The 18,507-nt window shown below is 41.2% G+C and carries 11 protein-coding genes; 3 read left to right on the forward strand and 8 right to left on the reverse strand.

Translation table 11 applies throughout. The features are described 5' to 3' along the window. Positions 1 to 6: 6 nt before the first annotated feature. The 3 genes from LQE92_RS05745 to LQE92_RS05755 form a co-directional block, all read right to left on the reverse strand. Positions 7 to 1,530 carry an LCP family protein gene (locus tag LQE92_RS05745; RefSeq protein WP_231062040.1) on the reverse strand — a complete coding sequence of 508 codons (1,524 nt, stop codon included), beginning with the start codon at positions 1,528 to 1,530 and terminating at the stop codon, positions 7 to 9. Between the two features lie 32 nt (positions 1,531 to 1,562). Continuing rightward, complete coding sequence (locus LQE92_RS05750; RefSeq protein WP_231062041.1) at positions 1,563 to 2,963, reverse strand: undecaprenyl-phosphate glucose phosphotransferase; 1,401 nt, start codon at positions 2,961 to 2,963, stop codon at positions 1,563 to 1,565. A 179-nt stretch (positions 2,964 to 3,142) separates the two neighbouring features. Continuing rightward, positions 3,143 to 4,135, reverse strand: a complete 993-nt coding sequence (locus LQE92_RS05755; RefSeq protein ID WP_231062042.1) for a glycosyltransferase family 2 protein — start codon at positions 4,133 to 4,135, stop codon at positions 3,143 to 3,145. Positions 4,136 to 4,535: 400 nt separating this feature from the next. Here LQE92_RS05755 and LQE92_RS05760 point away from each other — a divergent pair, with 400 nt between their 5' ends. After that, the gene (locus LQE92_RS05760) at positions 4,536 to 4,934 is read left to right on the forward strand and encodes a helix-turn-helix domain-containing protein (RefSeq protein ID WP_231062043.1); all 399 of its coding nucleotides are present in this window, start codon (positions 4,536 to 4,538) and stop codon (positions 4,932 to 4,934) included. A 63-nt stretch (positions 4,935 to 4,997) separates the two neighbouring features. Here LQE92_RS05760 and LQE92_RS05765 read toward each other — a convergent pair whose 3' ends face one another. Continuing rightward, positions 4,998 to 7,187, reverse strand: coding sequence for a glycosyltransferase family 2 protein (locus LQE92_RS05765; RefSeq protein WP_231062044.1), 2,190 nt, complete (start codon positions 7,185 to 7,187; stop codon positions 4,998 to 5,000). 72 nt (positions 7,188 to 7,259) lie between these two features. Next, positions 7,260 to 7,457, reverse strand: a complete 198-nt coding sequence (locus LQE92_RS05770) for a hypothetical protein (protein WP_231062045.1) — start codon at positions 7,455 to 7,457, stop codon at positions 7,260 to 7,262. A 211-nt stretch (positions 7,458 to 7,668) separates the two neighbouring features. Between LQE92_RS05770 and LQE92_RS05775 the strand changes: the two genes are divergently transcribed. Together LQE92_RS05775 and LQE92_RS05780 are read left to right on the forward strand one after the other, a co-directional pair. Continuing rightward, positions 7,669 to 8,712: an acyltransferase family protein gene (locus tag LQE92_RS05775; protein ID WP_231062046.1), complete on the forward strand. Its 1,044-nt coding sequence runs from the start codon at positions 7,669 to 7,671 to the stop codon at positions 8,710 to 8,712. Between the two features lie 204 nt (positions 8,713 to 8,916). Further along, a complete protein-coding gene (locus tag LQE92_RS05780) occupies positions 8,917 to 10,350 on the forward strand; it encodes a glycosyltransferase family 2 protein (protein ID WP_231062047.1) in 1,434 nt (477 codons plus the stop codon). A 110-nt stretch (positions 10,351 to 10,460) separates the two neighbouring features. On the opposite strand, the gene LQE92_RS05785 is transcribed toward LQE92_RS05780, so the two are convergent. The 3 genes from LQE92_RS05785 to LQE92_RS05795 form a co-directional block, all read right to left on the reverse strand. Beyond that, entirely contained in the window at positions 10,461 to 13,253 is a 2,793-nt protein-coding gene (locus tag LQE92_RS05785) for a L,D-transpeptidase family protein (RefSeq protein WP_231062048.1), read from the reverse strand. A gap of 15 nt (positions 13,254 to 13,268) precedes the next feature. Then, on the reverse strand, positions 13,269 to 17,342 hold the full coding sequence (locus LQE92_RS05790) for a GH25 family lysozyme (protein WP_231062049.1): 4,074 nt from the start codon (positions 17,340 to 17,342) through the stop codon (positions 13,269 to 13,271). A 79-nt stretch (positions 17,343 to 17,421) separates the two neighbouring features. Next, the coding region (locus LQE92_RS05795) for a rhamnan synthesis F family protein (protein ID WP_231062050.1) at positions 17,422 to 18,507 on the reverse strand (1,086 nt) is incomplete at its 5' end.

Below are 18,507 nucleotides of genomic sequence, written 5' to 3' on the forward strand. Positions count from 1 at the left end.
TTTTCTTTAATCATTTCTGTCACTCAGACCATATCCCGTCTGGGATTCAATCTTATTGCTGATCTGCTTTACGGTCTCAGAAGGTGTATAGGTGGTATCTCCAAACAAATCGCTATGAAGCTGTACTACATCCTCTGCAAGACCCAACGGAACCTTAACCGACGCGCTGCCCACCAAAGCATCGACCTGGTGATAAGGGAACGCGATGTTCTGGGTAATCTGATAGTCATTGGCGCTGCCCGCCAGAGAAATCACCTGAGCTAAGGTAAGATTTGTACTCACCTCCGGAAATACTGTCTCACAAATCTTCAATAACGTAGTAGGTCCCGCCTTCTTTGCCTGTTCCAGCATCAGCCCGACTACCTGGCGCTGACGGTCTGCACGTCCGTCATCACCGCCATTATTGTGCCGGATTCGGCAGAAAGCCACAGCCTGGATACCATCCAGATGCTGATATCCGGATTCCTTCAAATGATGAGAACCTCGTCCTGTGGATTCCACCGTCTCTGTAATATAACCGTTAATCTCTCCCATCATGCTCTCCGGCACATCAATTTCGATGCCTCCCAGATGATCGATGGCCAAGGAGACCGCATACCAGTTCACCGTCACATAATCAGTAATCTGAAGATCCAAATTTTTATTCAACGCTTTGAGCGCGTTCTCCGCGCCGCCCGTATGATAGGCGTTATTGGCCTTGGCAAATTTATCCTCATTGCCTGTGGTGGCATCCGGAACATTCCAATACGTATCACGAAGAACCGACGCCAGCTTTACTTCTTTCGTGGCATTGTTCACGTTGATTATCATGATAACATCGCTTCGACCTGTTTCCATATTTCTGGTATCAACACCAAATACGGCAATCGTGGAAAAACCTTCCATACTCTCTATTACATTCTGCGACAGATCATTGACGTGGACATCTTTTTTTCCAAAAGAAGCCTTTTGAATCAAGTCCCATTTGGATAATACAAATAGACAGGCAAGTACAAGACAGAGTAAAATACCTTCCACAGCAAATAAAATCTTCCTGGTACGACGTTTTCTTTTTGTCTTAGCAGAAAGCTGTTTTTTCCCTTTTTTCCCAACCGCCTCATCTACCGGCCTCTGACGCTTCCTGGCAGACATATCGGAATAATAACTGTCTGTTTCACTCCGTCTGGCAGACGAATAACTTCTGTCATAGGGATCAATTCCTACGGGTCTGGTCGTCCTGGATGGCTGTCTCACTCCGGCGGCAGAAGCGCTCCTTCCCGCGTTGCTTCCCTGAGGAGCACGCCTGGCTGAACCAGAAGACCTGGATGATGTACGGCTTCCATTCCCCTGAGCAGTTCTCCTCTGATCACTCCCATAGGACTGAGAACATCTTCTGGCATAGCTGTCTTGTTCGCCTGTGGAACGGCTCTGCTGCTGAGAAGAATTCCTTCTCCTCTGAGAGGTCATCTCCGCATCGGGGCGGGTCCTTTTCCTTTGTTCCAGTTCCCGTCTGCGTTTTTCATATTCATAATCTTCGTCTCTGTACTTCATCCTTTATTTCCTTTCCGCACGTGTATCCACTCTTAATATGCGTTCTTGTTGACGAACCCTCTAAAAAACGTCAGAAAAATAATTTTAAAATCCAGTCCTAAACTCCAGTTTTCTATATAATATAAATCATATTCAATCCGCTTGGTAATCGACGTGTCGCCCCGGTACCCATTTACCTGCGCCCAGCCGGTCAGACCCGGCCGCACCTGATGCTTGACCATATATCTGGGAATCTCCTCACGGAACTTTTCCACAAAGTGAGGGCGCTCCGGCCTCGGTCCCACAAGGCTCATATCTCCTTTGACGATATTCCAAAGCTGCGGCAGCTCATCAATACTCGTTTTCCTGATGAATCTTCCTATGGGGGTAACACGGGGATCGCCTTTTGTTGTCCAGGCTGTCTTCTCATCCGTAGGCTTTTGTACCTCCATGGAACGGAACTTATACATTTTAAAAGACCTGTTATGAAGGCCAACCCGCTCTTGACTGAAAATCACCGGACCGGAAGATGTCAGCTTTACCGCTATCGCTACCACCAGCATGACCGGCGAGAATAAAATCAGAGCAAAGGTCCCTCCCAGAATATCCATGGTCCGCTTCAATGCCGCGTTGAAAGAATCCGTAAGCGGAACATTGCGGATATTGATCACGGGCAGTCCCAGTAAATCTTCTGTATACGGTTTAGTTGGTATAACCTTATTGTAATCCGGAATGAATTTCGTATGCACGCCGGATTTCTCGCAGGCATTTACAATCCGTTCCAATTTATCGTATTCATTGATGCTGAGTGTAATAGCAATTTCATCCAGTCGGTTCATTGGAAGAATTTCATCCAAATTCGCGATATGCCCCAGCACGCGAACCCCTTTATATTCGGTCCCTCGTTCTGCATGATCATCCAGAACACCGCGGATGATATAGCCCCAGTCGGGGTTTGCAAGAACTCTGTCAATATATCCCTGAGCCGCCCGGCTGTAACCGATCAGCAGCACATGTTTCTGATTATATCCCTTTCTTCGGAATGAGCGTAAAATACTTCTAAGCGCCAGGCGGAAGACCGCCTCGAATACAAAATTAAACCCGATAAACAAGAAAACCATCGGCCGCGAAAAGTGCTGAAGCCGTTCCTTTGCCAAATACAGAACCAAAGTGATTGTCAGAAGCCCAGCCAAATTCGCTTTTAATACATTAAAAAGCTCAAGGCGCCTGCCCATGACCCGCATCGGTTCATATAAGTGAAAGAACCAATATAACCCTAAACCTCCGGGTACGATAAAAAACAAAGCGCTGAAATAAACTCCTTTAGGAATCCCGGGATACTTTCCCATATACCCGAAAATCAGCCAATATGCTATAAGATAGGAAATAACTATGATAACGGCATCGATCACCACATGAATGCGGTTCAAATGCTTTTGATTGTCTTTAATCAAGGTGCCTCACCTATATGACCTTCCCCGATAATACAGTGTCACCCGCCAAAATCCCCCATAAAAATAAAGGAAAAGACATTGGTATTTATCGTTTTATATCATACATTATCTGTCATCAAAGGGCAACAGAAAAATTAAGAACTATTCTTAATGTTTTCTTAACCGGCGGCATGCGACGGTCATTTCCCTGCAGGTTTTATAAGCTTCCTATAGAGGAATTCATAAACATAAAGAAAGGTTCCGGCGATCAGCCTTGCCTGGATGCAGAAATAGTTCCATAAATGCCTGAAGGAAAACGGTACTTTCCTGCATTCCTTTCTGGTGGACCAGCCTTCGCGGAGGCCTTCTTTATAGTCTTCTCCAAATCCAATTTTTTTAAAAAACCGCATTTTTATCAGGCAGCCGATAAAAAGTGTCGGAAAATTTAATACAAGCTGAAGGACCGGCATATTCTTGTAATTCAGATATACATTGTTACGCGCCGCCAGCCTGACCTTAAATTTGTTATATTTAGATCCGCTGGTTCCACTTCCCACATGCTCCACCTCAGCATCCGGGCAGTACAAATTCTGCCAACCAAAAATCCTGGCTCTATATCCTACATCCAGATCTTCCAGATACGCGAAATGTTTCTCATCAAAATAGCCGATTTTCTCAAATACGCTGCGCCGGTAGATTGCCGCTCCCGCACAGGAAGAAAACACCCTTGCCGGTTTCCGGTAGCGTTCCGTGTAATGCGCCACTCCGCGCTGAAAAGCCCAGCCCAGAATGGTGTATTGATCGCCGGCATCATCCATAAGCTCCGGGTGATACATTTGAATCATTTTTGCACTGGCCGAAAAAGCCTCCGGATGCTCGTCCATAATCCGGACTAACTCCTCCACATATCCAGGCCGTACTTTTGTGTCATTATTAAGCAGAATCACATATGGAGACTCTGCAGCCCGTATCCCTTCGTTCACCGCCCGGCTGAACCCATAGTTTTTTTCCAAAACTATAATCTCAAGATCTGGATAGTGTTTCCTGATATACTCCAGACTTCCATCCGTAGACCCATTATCCACCAGCAATACCTTAAAGTCTGGATTATCCTGCTTTTCCAATGCCGCCATGCAGTCTTCCATAAACTTTTTTCCATTATAATTGGGGATGATAATTGTCACTTTTTCCATATTAAACCGCATCTCCATTTCAGTATCAAAGGCTTATAGAAAGGGCCGTCAATTAAGCAGCTCATCCATTATAGCGGAAAAGAGGGAAAAATGCAAGTTCTGCGAATCCTGCCGGCTTTTTCCCTTTCTTTGTTACAATTTGTCGACCATTTAGTCTATACATTTACAGCATTTTCCATTATACTGGGGATGGACCTTTGCATCCAGAATGATAATAAAAATGGGGGTAGTAATACAATGAAAAAGGTTCCCAGGACTGACAAGTCACTGCGGTTAAAGGTATCTACACTGGAAGCAGAAAACGAACAGCTCTATCAGATTATTGAACAGTTGAACACCACGTTGCAAAAGCTTATTACTGTTTACATAAAGCCGAAGCAATAATCGGGGAGGATGTTTCATGAAGCCGTACAATACGAAAGAAGATGCGGAAGCAATCGGCCGGAGAATCCGCGCTATCCGTAAGTCAGAAGGACTGACACAAGAAAAGCTCAGTGAGATACTGAGCGTCGGGGTGGGACATATGGGAAAAGCAGAGCGCGGAAAAGAAACTCTGTCCACAAACGTCCTGATAAAAATTTGTTTACAATTTCATGTTTCCCTGGATGAGCTGATATTGGGCATCCGGCCAAAATCAGAAGCTCCGGAACAAACACCGCTTATATATAAAAGCGGAATTCCGGAGCTGCTGGAAGGATGCGATGAAAAGGAACAAATATATTGTCGTAAGCTTATAATCCAAACATTAGAATTCATAAGAGCAAAAAAAGTTTTATTTACATCTGATCCAAACTTATAACATGAGAATCTAAAAATCCAGGCCATTTTCGACTTTTTGACCTGGATTTTTAGTATTTCAATTTTACATACACTGCTCTATCGGCTCTTTTTCAAAGTTTCTCAAAGAAAAATCCGAATTCAGCAATGTTAAATTAGGGTTGTAATAAGGATCACCTTTCTCCAATATCTCCGGCCATCTTTGCCTGAAGGTCTCCACCTCATGTTCAAATCTTAAAACTTTTTCCGGCGTATCCTCAATTCCTCTGGATTTCGATTCATAGTGATATAATTGTGCAAAAGGATTATACACGACCAACTTCCCGAGCTTTCGGACTTTCATACAATAATCAATATCATTAAAAGCGACTGCAAGTCCCTCATAAAATCCCCCTACTTCCTCAAAAATACTTCTTTTTGTCATCATACAAGCCGCAGTCACTGCACTATAATCTTGAGCGCAAAATGCCCGCAGAAAATATGTTTTTTCTCCCTTGTGAAAGCCGATAAAAGTATGACCGGCGATTCCTCCATATCCCACGACCACTCCCGCGTGCTGAATCGTGTCATCATCATAGAAAAGCTTTGCCCCTGCAATTCCGACATCTTCTCTTTGGCAATATCCCAAAAGTTCTTCTATACAGTCTTCATTTATAAACTCTGTATCATTATTCAGAAACAAAAGATAATCCCCCGTAGTATATGGCAGAGCATAATTATTGATGGATGAAAAATTAAACCCCTTCTCGCTCTTCCATGTCACAATTTTCAAGTTATCATATTTTGCTTCCAGTTCCTTATAGCATGCGAAAGTTTTTTCTTCTGTACTGTTATTCTCTACAATAACCATTTCTACATTCTTATATGACGCCTTATCCAAAACAGATTTCACGCAGACTCTCAGGTCTTCTGTATGATCTTTATTTGGAATCACAATTGAAACCTTTGGATTACCTTTCACCGGGTATACTACTCTGTAAGCTCCTAATACTTCATTTTGCTTAACCTCAACATCCCCAAGCCCAGCTCTTTTACAATGAGCTTTTATGGCCCTGGCTCCCGCCTCAAACGCATACATTTTCTTTTCCGGGTTTTCTGCTGTTGACTGTGAATTAACCCTCCAGTGATATAATACCTTGGAAATATGACATACTTTTTTCGCCTGTTCCACACAACGAAAAATAAAATCATAATCTTGTGCCCCATCAAACTCTTGTCGAAACCCTCCTATTTTATCAACCAGCTCTTTTTTCACAACTAAGAGATGAGAAATATAATTCATGCTTCGAAGCAAGTCCGGATTAAAATCTGGTTTAAAATGAGGATCCAAATAAAAATCTTTCTTATTTTTAGAGGTAAGCTTATCCTCGTCCGAATACAGGACGTCTGCACAGCTCCCCTTGTTTATCTCTTCATTGATTCTCAATGCACATTCATAAAGAGCGTCTTCTGCCAAAACATCATCATGGTCTAATAGGACCACATAATCCCCCCTTGTCAGGGCAAGGGCTGCGTTTGTATTCCCCGCTATTCCCATATTGTCAGGCAGGACTGTAACTTTAATCCTCGAGTCTGTTTTCTGGTATTCAGACAAGACTTTGGCACATTCACCGGCAATGCTTCCATGACTTCCGTCTGCTATGCACAATTCCCAACTCTGGTACGTTTGTGCTTGAACAGATCTGATCATTTCTCTTAAAAATTTTTCCGGTGTCCTATAAACAGGCACAACAATGCTGAATTTAGGCATTACAGGAAATTTTTTCTTCCGTTGTAACTCTAATTGTTCAGGCGAACAAATAACCTGTTTTCTCCATCCATTATAGTCAATCTTATTGCCTTTTACCTTTCTCTTGAACTTTTTAATAAAAGCTTTCAATCCATACTTTTTCAAAAATAAAAAGCCTCTTTCAATTGTATCTGCGCGAAATATCTCCTTAAATTTTAGTATTTTATCCTTTTTACTTTTTAACTTATCACCTATAATAAGTTTCTCTTTTTTCTTTTTGCCATCTGCAATGAAAATCATATAATAAGTATTTTCAGGTGAATAATCTATTAAAACGCAAAAGCCCAGCTTCAATTTGCTCATACCATGAAATACATCTTGGTTAACATCATAACGTCCAACATCAGTACGATTGATCTTAACGATTTTCTTTTTCTGATCATGAACTTCAATTTGAACTGGAACCTCAGGAGAATCGCTGGCAGCCCAGCCTAAGACTGCCATAGTATTATTTTGAACTTTAACATTATCGATATAATATTTCATAATAAATCATCCTGCTCCTCAATGCCGTAAATACGGCCTATTGTCAATACCTCAACAATGCTTCATTAATAGCTACGCATCCAAGTGCCACACTGCTTCTGCCCTTGCAATATAAAAAATCGCGGAAGTCGAATTTTTATTAGCCTCGTCGGATTTCGGTTCAACTTTCACCCCCACAGTAACAGCTTCACCCTCCCCACTGTCAGACAGCTCAATTCTACCGTCTAAAAGTTTTGGTTCTTTATAATTCAAACATGCATTCGCTTCCATAAAATTTCCTGTTACTTTCTGTAGATAACAATGTAAAATACAATCAAACATCTTTTTTCTTCATCCGTCTTTCCTTTCAAAACCATTTAGATACATTATTATGATTATATCATACCAAGAATCAATACACAATGTTCACCCAGTTTGACTATTTATATTGAGCATGTTATAATTAATCACGAAGTACCACTTATAAAGAGGAGTTTGATGTATGAAAAAAGAGCGTCTTTTTTATTTGGATTTCATTCGCGCCCTGGCTACTATCATGATCTTGCTGACGCACTATAATGCTCGATATTTGTTTTATTATATGAATCCTGCCAAACCAGAGAATGCCATCATAAGTCTATATCCTTTTCATCTTTATATAGGGGATCTTGGTGTCGCTTTATTTTTTATTATTTCCGGTGTTTCGTTGATGTATGTTTATCACAAAAAATGTGAATTAAAACAATTCTACAGCAAAAGATTTCAATCTATATATCCAATGTTTTGGATAACTTATTTCATAGCTTTTTTATATTTCTTTTTTTGTTTAAAACACATGATTCATATGGAGGTTCCCAAGCAAAACTTCATCTTAACTATCTTAGGTCTGGATGGATATCTGTTCGGCGTAGTCCCGTCTTATTATATTCTGGGCGAATGGTTTCTAGGTTGTATCATTTTAATGTATTTAATATTTCCCCTATTGCGGAAACTCCTGCTTTCTCATCCATGGATTTTATGTATTGGGGCTGTTTTAATTTATATACCTTTTGCATTTTACGAATGGTTTCCATCCTTTTCTTCATCTAAATTATTATTTGTCAGAATACCAGAACTCATATTTGGTATGATATTTATATGGAAAATAAAAGAGTCCCGCTTATGGATGGCTATTATCGGCGTCATAATATTAGCATGTACTGTATTCTTCAATCCTGCTTTACCTTCCAGTGTAAAGACAACTTATATTGGAATTAGTTTTTTTATCGTATTGGTTTATATATCTAAATGGCTTGATCGGCCAATTTTTCGGGGGATTTGCCGTACTATCAGTAAATATTCATATGCTGCTTTTTTAACACATCATGTAATCATAGATGAACTAGCTAAACATTTTCCAATGGCAGATTTAAGCCGTTCCAGCAGATATTTGCTTTTTATTTTATATATTTGCATAACTGCTCTCGTCTCTTGGTTAGTTTATCAGTTAAACGCACGTATAATACAGGCAATCCGTAATAATCCAATACGTAACATCTCTTCGTAAACAGCAGTATGATTTTTGTCGGAAATATAGAATACAATATTTTTATAGATAGGTTTTTATGAATATATTAAGTACAGGGGGAGTCCTGTGCTTTTATTCTTTAAATCATTTAATATTGTAAGTTATTGCAATGTTCTTTTTGTCAACGTATAATTTAACTCAGAAGGCAGAACATAAGCATACTAAAATAAGGAGTTATACAATATGCAATCAGCTTTGGTTAGTGTTATAATGACCGTTTACAATGCAGAAGATTATCTTTCCGAAAGCATCAAAAGTGTTTTAAATCAAACACATAAAAACTTACAGCTAATAATCATTGATGACGGGTCAACCGATGCTTCATCAAAAATCATAAGCAGCTTCGAAGATCCTAGAATAGAATTTTATCAATTACAAGAAAATCGTCATATCGCCTTTGCCACCAATGTTGCATTTTCAAAAGTCAAAGGTGATTATATGGCTATCATGGATGCTGATGACATATGGGTGGAAGAAAAAATAGAAAAACAGCTCAATTATTTATATTCTCATCCAGAACATCAGGGATGTTTTACATGGGTCGATCTGATAGATAGTAACGGGGATTGTATTAATGAAAAATTACCTTCGTTAAAAGCCCTTTTCGATTCTCATACTGATACTCAAGAAGAATGGCTTCGTTTCTTTTTCTTTCATGGTAACAAGTTAAATAATCCTTCTTCTCTGATTGAAGCCAGGGTACTTCCAATAATAGGAAATCATGATTTATTTTATATTCAGGCTACAGACATGGAATGGTGGGTTCGTTTCACAAGCCGTTATTCTTTTGGCATTTTAGAAGAACCATTAGTTAAATACCGCCGTATATTAGACTCCGATACCAATGTCAGCAGTCTGTCAGAAGAACACGACACGCGATTTTATAATGAATATATGCATATCCGATACCATTTTTTCGATAGTATGGATGATAGTTTATTTATACGCACATTTAAGGATTATTTCCAAAACCCCGACTCAAAGACTCCTCTAGAGCTCGCTTGTGAAAAGGCCTTTTTAATCTGTCATAGTTTTAACGATTCATCCGCATTCAGTGCACTGGGAATTTTAAAAATAGACGAGCTTTTACGAAGAAGTGACACCGCGGAGATATTGAAAAAACGTTTTAAATTTTCAACTGTTGAATGCGGCCGTTTGACAGGCACTCATCTTTATAATGATCCATATATTCAAAAAAGAGAACTGTCGTCCATAATTTCACAGAAACAGCAAGAAGAAAAAATCAAAAAATTAGAAGAAAAAAACATTGCATCTTTGCAGCAGATTGAACAATTAAATGCAGCAGCTAATGAAATTCAATTTAAAATGCGGGAAGTACAAACGGCCTATCAGCAAATGGAGACGCTTTTTAACCAAGCGATCGAAGAGCAGCGTAAGCTTGAAGAGATAAACAATAATTCCAAGTCAGAAATTCAGCAATTGAAAAAAGAAGTATCCATACTCAATCAAAGCATTCTGGAATTGGACAGTGATCTGTTGTCTATTTTAAATTCCCGTTCTTGGAAAGTAACTTCTCCTTTTCGTAAATTAGCAGATAAAATTAAAGACGCTAGGATAAATAAGGATTCAGATAATAATAAGAATAATAAATTGTGATAATATAAAAAACACAAGGCATGGTCCCCAAACATATTTGAGCCCATGCCTTGTGAATTTATCAAACATTAACTGCCGCTATAGAATAATCTTAACACTTTATGGAAAGTTTACAGAAACGGGTCCGTAGGGTCATATCTCTGATTTGAAGGTATCGGTACCAATATTGGCCTGTAAAAAGGCCCCGGATTACTGCTATTGTATACAATCACCTTAGTCCCCAGAGAACAACGTGAATAAATCCAATATGCATTCTTACACAGCAGACGTATACAGCCAGCAGATCTAGTCACCCCGAGTCCATTATATCCGTCTGTGAGGAGTGTCCGATTATTCGTAGTTTCATAGGTAATAGAATGGAACAAAAAGCCCTCTCCAGCCGTCAGACGAGTAGCAAACTGTGCCCAAGTATTATTGTACATCAATTTCCATCGGTATTTTTGAGGGGTATAAAAAGTCCCTAAAGGAGTATCATCTCCCGTAGAACAAAGCATTGACTTAACAGGTATCACATAACCGTTGGCCCCATCCGATGCATAAATGGTCACACAATTCATTTGTTTATTTACTTTAATCATATATTTGCTCTGAACACCAATCAAATTATCTACGTCCTGGCATAAAACACCATTTGGATAGAAGTAATATTTTAAGCCTCCTATATATTTCCAACCGGTTACTGCAGTCCCATTTAGAAGGTAAAAACGTTCACCCTGGCTGCCGTTGGTATCATACCATCCTGTACCTGATCCATGGGAATAAACAGGAACATTTGCAGAACACCATGTTCCAGTAAGCTTTCCTGTACTATCTTCTGCATAAATACAAGTTTCGTACTGTCCCACTTCATAATTGTGTTCACTCGAATATATCCAGCAACCGGCTGTAGCTCCATTTACAGTTCCCGTCCGCCATACTATATCATCCTGCCCGCCGTTAGTCGTCCAAGTTGGAAAGATTACTTGACTGATCGGATTGGATGCGGCTATGTTACATGAAACATAATATCCCTGTCCGCTTAAATAGGATATATTAACGTTTGAAATTACAGGCGGTCCTCCCCACTCCCGAACAGTTATCGTAATAGGAGCAGAGCACTCACCATTATACCACACACCATCTTTATATTCTGCGGCATACACTTTATAATCATATTGCGCACCTGCATTCCCTGATCCATCCTCAAATCCGTTCACGTTTGATGAACCAATCCACTCATACATGTCTTTTCCATGTTCAGATCTCATAATACCATATGTATTAACACCGCCAACTGGTCTCCATGTCAAATATATACTATAGTATTCTTTACTGTCCTGAACGGCAGATACTTGCTGCGGAACACCAATACCTGGTTTTCCCTCAGCAATGCTTGAATAAGCTGCGTAACCCCATCTTCCATCCACATAATTCAGGGATTGTATCTTATATTGGTATGTCCTATTAATATCCAAGTTTGTGTCAATATACTCGTTCTGCCCCGTACTGCCTAATGCAATCCAATTGTTCCCATCATCGGATATACGCCAGACCATATACCCATAAGCCCCATATGCCGGCGTCCATATTATCCGTGTTGAAGTAAACGTCTCTGCCTGCACTTTTACTTCTGAAGGTGCCGCCTGAATATGCCCTTCTGCCGCGACTGAAGTCATGCCATTGCACCATTGGCCATTCAGATAAGAAGTCGAATACACCTGATAAAAATATGTTTTTCCGACTTCAAGCCCTTCCTCTACAAAACTATTAGAGCCTGTCACTACTCCTCGCCATTCATAAGGCCCATCCATATTTTCTGCACGCATAATTCCAAATGTATTTGCTTTTCCGACTATATCCCAGCTTACCTTTAATGCCTGATTACCATAGCCAGAAGTCACGTTTACATTTACCGGTGCTGTTGGAATCAATTTTTTCCCAACTGGCTCGCTATATGGTCCGCCTTCCCATTGCCCGTTCACATAGCGGACACTCTGAACACGGTATAAATATTCTTTATTAAAGTCTACTTGTTTATCTGTATACTCCGTCGCCCAGACTGCATCCAGTCTCTCCCAACCATTGTCTTTATCATTGAAACGATATACTATATAAGCAGTTGCATTAGACGCCGGTCCCCAACTAATCAGCAAAGAATCTTTTTCGTTTTCTACATTAAGGGACTCCGGCATTGTCAATGCATAAGGATCAGGAACATATATTCTGACAGCTGTAGATGTGTCACCGTTATACCACACCCCTCCTGTATAAGCCGCTGCATATACTTTATAATAATAAGTTTTATCAAATGCTGCCGTTGAGTCTACATATGTACTTGCTCCATTCACAGCTGTCAGCCACTGATATGTGCCATCTTCTTGTTCTGCGCGCATAATTCCAAATACACTCGCGCTACCGTCAGTTTTCCAGCTTAGTTTCACTGCTGAACTTTCAAAAGTTGCGTTCACATCCGTGGGAACTCCTAAAGCCACCAAAATCTCTGCTTCTTCGCTATATCCTCCGGCGCCCCACTGCCCATCGGCATAGCTCATGCTCTGTACCCGATACAAGTATTTTTTTCCAAACTCTACATTACTGTCTACATAGCTGAATCCCCAAATTGCATCCAAACGCTCCCAGGTACTCTCCATCTCATTCCAGCGGTATACTATATAAGCAGTCGCCCCAGACACTTCATCCCAACTGATCCGCACAGATGTCCCATCTCTAACCTCAGCCTTTATTCCTGAAGGTGCATCCAATACTGCACGGATGTCTGAACTGTCAGAATTCTGAGTTGTCTCCACAGTTGTCCCCAGATTTGTCTCTTGCGATATCCCTTCCGCATGAATCAACAAACTCTGCAAACTCAAACACAAAATCAAAGCCATGATCAGCCATATCGGCTTTTGTTTCCTCTTCATCTTCTTCCCCTCCTTTTAATAATAATATACATCCATATCAACATTTCCAGTAATTCCATCAACAGAGCCCCGGTCTGTATACTGCCACATTGCATATGGCCTGCTGTAAGTGGTCTCTCCTATCGCAGGATAAACCGGTACTGTTGATGGCCACTGCGCTACCCAAACTTGACACCGTTGTTCTAATTGTGCTATATCCCAACTATTTACCAAGTGGTATTTGCTTCCGTACATTAAAGGCGTATAACCTTGTCCCGCCACCGCATCCAAGAAAACTACCGCATGATTTGTGCGTTGCCCCGCGGTCAAACCGTACATTCGACTGGTCTTTTCGTCATATCCTTCACAATCAAATGCTACCGGATAAGTAATATTATAACTTTTTATGTAATTTATAACCCATTCTGCTTCTTCCTGAGCTTCTGCCTCATTCACCGCAGTGGAAAAAAAATATACGCCAACATCCAGACCTGCATTTAATGCACCCTGAATATTTTGTGCTGCATAGGGATCCTCAATAATGACTCCATCCGCATTTCTTCGGTATCCAATCCTGACCATTGCAAACTCAACCTGAGTCTCACTTACTTTGTACCAGTCAACGTCTCCGTTATAACGAGATACATCAACTCCCAGGGCCCTTGATGCCTTTGGCACCGAAACTGAAATCACCTCGCTTATTTCTCCATTAAGCCATCCATTACTTAACATTATTGCGCCATATATTTGGTAATAATATTCCTCTTCCGGTCGGCAGTCTGTATCGCGATAATTAGTGTCAGACGTAGCACTCAGCCAAGTATATGGACCTTCGGGACTTTCAGCACGCATAATACCATAGAGTTGTACGCCTGGAACGGCACTCCATGCCAAGTCCACTGTCTGAGAATCCGCATTAGCTGTTGCGGATATATTAGAAGGTACTCCTACCTTCAATTCTCCGGCAACAGGAATTGTATTGTCACCCAATCCATATTGACCGTCAACCAGCACCATAGATTGAATCACATACGAATATGTCCTTCCAAATTCCAATCCGGTATCATTGTACTCCAATTGCTGCGTTGAAGCAATCAAAACAAGTCCGGCTCCATCGTCACGATAGATTGAGTACCCCCACGCCCCCTGAACTTTTGACCATTTAACTTTTAAAGAGTCTCCACTTGATTGAACCGAGACCTCATCCGGCGCAGGGCAGACCATAACTTTTGCTGGTTGTGATGATTCTCCGTTCATCCACACGCCGCCAGACAGTTTAGCTGCGTAAACCTTATAATAATACTCCTTATTCACACTTAAGTTCATATCCGTATAAGATAACGCATTTACAGCATTAATCCATTCATACGGACCATTTTCCGAATCAGAACGCATAATTCCGTATACATCTGCTCCATTGACGGCTGACCACGCTATTTTTACCGCGTGAGGTCCTGCTCCAGGCCCCGCAGATAGAATAGTTGGTGCAGGCGCTGTTACTTTTCCTTCCACATATCCAGTATGATCGCCGATTCCCCCCGCACCGTCTACAATACACATGGTCTGTATCACATAATATTTTTTATCATTTACATTAAGACCATTATGTACATATTCATTTTTATCGACAACCGCAATTCTTTCTAATGCTCCGTTCCAAGTGTCCGAGCAATAAATAACGTACTGAGAAGCACCGGATACTGCATCCCAGGTTAATTTCAGAGCTTCCCCCTGAGAGCTGACAACTTGTACATTTTCTGGAGCAGCGATCATACTTCCCGCAACCCCTTCCGAAATTCCGCCATTGTGCCACTCATTTTCAAAATAAATACTCGAATATATCTTATAATAGTAAGTTTTCCCTGGCTGCAGATTTTCATCCGTATAAGAGGTTCCATCGACGGCATTAATCCATTGATAGGATCCATCAATCCGTTCTGAACGCATAATTCCATATATAGACGCATTTTTCACTGAATCCCAAGAAATCTTAACTGAATGGACTCCGGAGCCGGGACCTGTTCTCACATTTTGAACCGCCGGCAATTCCGCAATCCCAGCTTTCACATCAGAGTCAGGTCCGTTCATCCAGCCTCTATCTGTATATCTGGACGCATAAACCCTATAATAGTATACTTTCCCCGGCTCTCTGCCCGAATCAACAAACTCCGTTACCCCTACTGCCTCAAGCCATTCAAATGGACCATTTGAAGTTTCGGAACGAGCGATTCCGTAAACATCAGCGCCATCAACTGCTGACCATGATAACTTTAAGTTTTGATCGCCAGCTGGTGCTACCTGCAGTTTATCCGGCGCTTTTAAAAAATCTGATTTCACTATACCGGAAGGCAAACCACTTATCCATTCAGATCCCGTGTATCTCATTGCAAACACTTTGTAATAATAAGTCTTTCTTGAATCCAGTCCATAGTCCGTATAGGAATCCTCCCACGCAGCGGCAATATAATCATACGTTCCATTCTGTGTTTCAGACCGTAAAATACCGTACGCATCTGCGCCTTCCACACGATTCCATGAAAGCATCATGGAGCCTGAACCCGTCTGTTCAATCCCGGTGATCACCGGAGTCTCTGGCATACCACATTTATCACACCAATCATCAATCGGCACTGCGCAATCATGCGTATATGATACAGTATATTGGCTTTTCAAGCGGTACATCGTATAACCATTCTGCAAATAACGATACTGCAGATCGGTCAAAGAAGAGCTTCCTCCCGCACCATATCTGGTTACCTTCGTTTTTGGCGGTGTCGACTCAGCTATATCGATATATACAATATTTCCCCCAGCATCATATCCAATATCAGATACCAGCACCGCATGATTCCCCGGATAAACAAAAGAATCACCTATCTGAGCATTATAAATACTCTGTGACGCTATTTTATCCCCATAAGTTGGCAGACCTTGTGTTGTCCTTCTCCCGCTGAGATTCCATGCCCACGATACAAAAGAACTGCAATCACAAGAATAATAAGGGGCTCTCGCTGAATATTCAGCATAATCTGTATACATTTTACTTTGAACATTATTTACGGCAGCCACAAATCCAGAAAGAGTAGTTCCCCATGGCACAAATACTCCGTCAACAGGCTGTCCATAAGGAAGTCCCATATATGTCACATCTTTTTTAAATATGTAACTACTGTCCCAACCGACAATATCCTTTAAGGGTGTCCAGTAAACCTCCGTCATTTGCCGCGCTCGTTTGACTATATTTTTTTGTCGCTCTGTAGCTTGTTCTATTCCAGAAGTCGCACCAGAGCTGAGTGAAGCAACTGTATTCAAAGAAAACGTCACTTCATCTAAATGCTCTTCACAATAGCTGCATCCTTCGTCGTTGTCCATATGCAGAACAGATGGACCGCTGAAAGTTTTTTCATTATAAGCAACAACTGCATTGACCGGTTTTTCTTCATGCTGCAGGTCATCTAAATCAGCTTGGTATGTCTTCCCATTCGAAACAAGTATCAAATATTCACCCGAAAGATAGTAACTGCTCACTTCCTCCATTACCAAGCTGCCATTATAATATAAATCAGAGTCCGGTACCCTGCCCTTATTATAAATGTATCCGGCATTTACAGGAATAAAAGAACTGATTCCCGTATCTGGATATCCCAGCTCCAATTCCTGTTCTGTCAAATCATAACAGTATATTTCTCCATCCGAAAGATAAAAAATCTGTCCCTGGCCTGAAACCAGCATATGTTCTATCTTATCTGACGTCTGATATACATCGTCACAGTCTCCAGTATTTAAATTCCTCCTTTTGACAACATATGTCTGATCCTGTAATATAACATAAAAAAGCTCATCATCAATAAGATTAAGATAAGAAGCTTTGTCCTCACTGAATAGTGCCGGGGAGCCATTTTCATAATGATACAACATCCCATCTGTCGTATCTATTATATATGTGTCGCCAGTTTCATCACTTACGATATTCCCCCCGTTCATAATGATTTCAGGTGAATTTCCCAGGTTCAGATCTCCAACTTCTTCTGCCTCGGCAGTCACAACTGCACCAAATCCACAAACCATCATTATGAAAAACACTAAAGCAAAGCCAAAATATTTCTTCATCTTCTTTTACCACTCTCCTCTGTAAAAACATAGTATCCAAACATAAACGGTTTATCTGCACATTTATATTTCTCTTCTGTCAGAATGTTACTTGAGCTCGTATCTCTAATCCTATAGGCTTCCGAAAACTTTTCCATGAAATGTCTATCCAAGGGTCTGGTTTCTCAAATTGCACCTCATCATCAGACACTACTCCATTGCAAACGCAATCTTCAAGTAAAATCTGTTTTTTTCGCCCCGAAGAGAAAACCAGATGTATACTAACTGATTTCAGCTTGATACCTCCTTCTTCACAAGGGTCAAAACGTACTCGGAGAGGCACTCCCATGTTCTCGGGCCATCTAAAATCCACTCTCAAGGAATCTTTCTCTCCCCAATTACAGGCATGGAGTACCTCATTTTCATTGTATCCTCTTCCATAATTTAGATATAAAACAGGATCAAGAAAACTTCTATATTTTCCTCCCACCTTCAGCAATTCTTCCAGCCTGGTATAAGAATCCAAATAATTCGCACCACCAACACCATTATCATATAAGATAGTGTTCAGGCCGCGCAGCATATATGTTAAATTGGTAACCTCCAGTGCTGCTTCTTCATCATCGAATACCCATGCGGGATAATATCCGGCATCCTGAACGGCAAACGGATACAATCGTTCGATCACATGCGCCAATGTGCCATCACTGCCTGCTGGCTCTTCTGGGAAATCCTCATATCCCCAGCCAGCCTTCATAAGCTTTTCAAGCGATTTGCTCCTGAACCAGAAGATCGTCCCTATCGGTGCTATCGGCTCTTTTTCCTCTGACATCGGAACATGCATCCCAAGCTCCTCCGACAGCGCTTTCACCTTCTCATAGTTCTCAGTCCACTCCGTCCCAAGCAGTGAATAGTAGCCTGCATGGTTCGGCGGCGCAGGAGACAGCATCCCAAGCCTAGGGTTCTCTTCAAACCTGCTGACTATGTTATTAACCACATGGCGGTTCTTCAGGACACTCTCAAAACATTTGTAGGACCAGCCCGCTCCTTGGGTCCACGGTTTCAACTGCACCACTCTTTTATCATGGGCAAAACAGATATATTCGTATCGCGGCACGATCTCCTTCGCTCCGATCAGCAGTGCACTGACGTCCCTGCCGCGGTTCTCTATCACGATGATCTCCAA

The sequence above is a fragment of the Lientehia hominis genome, assembly GCF_021044755.1.
In the GTDB taxonomy this organism is placed as follows: domain Bacteria; phylum Bacillota; class Clostridia; order Lachnospirales; family Lachnospiraceae; genus Lientehia; species Lientehia hominis.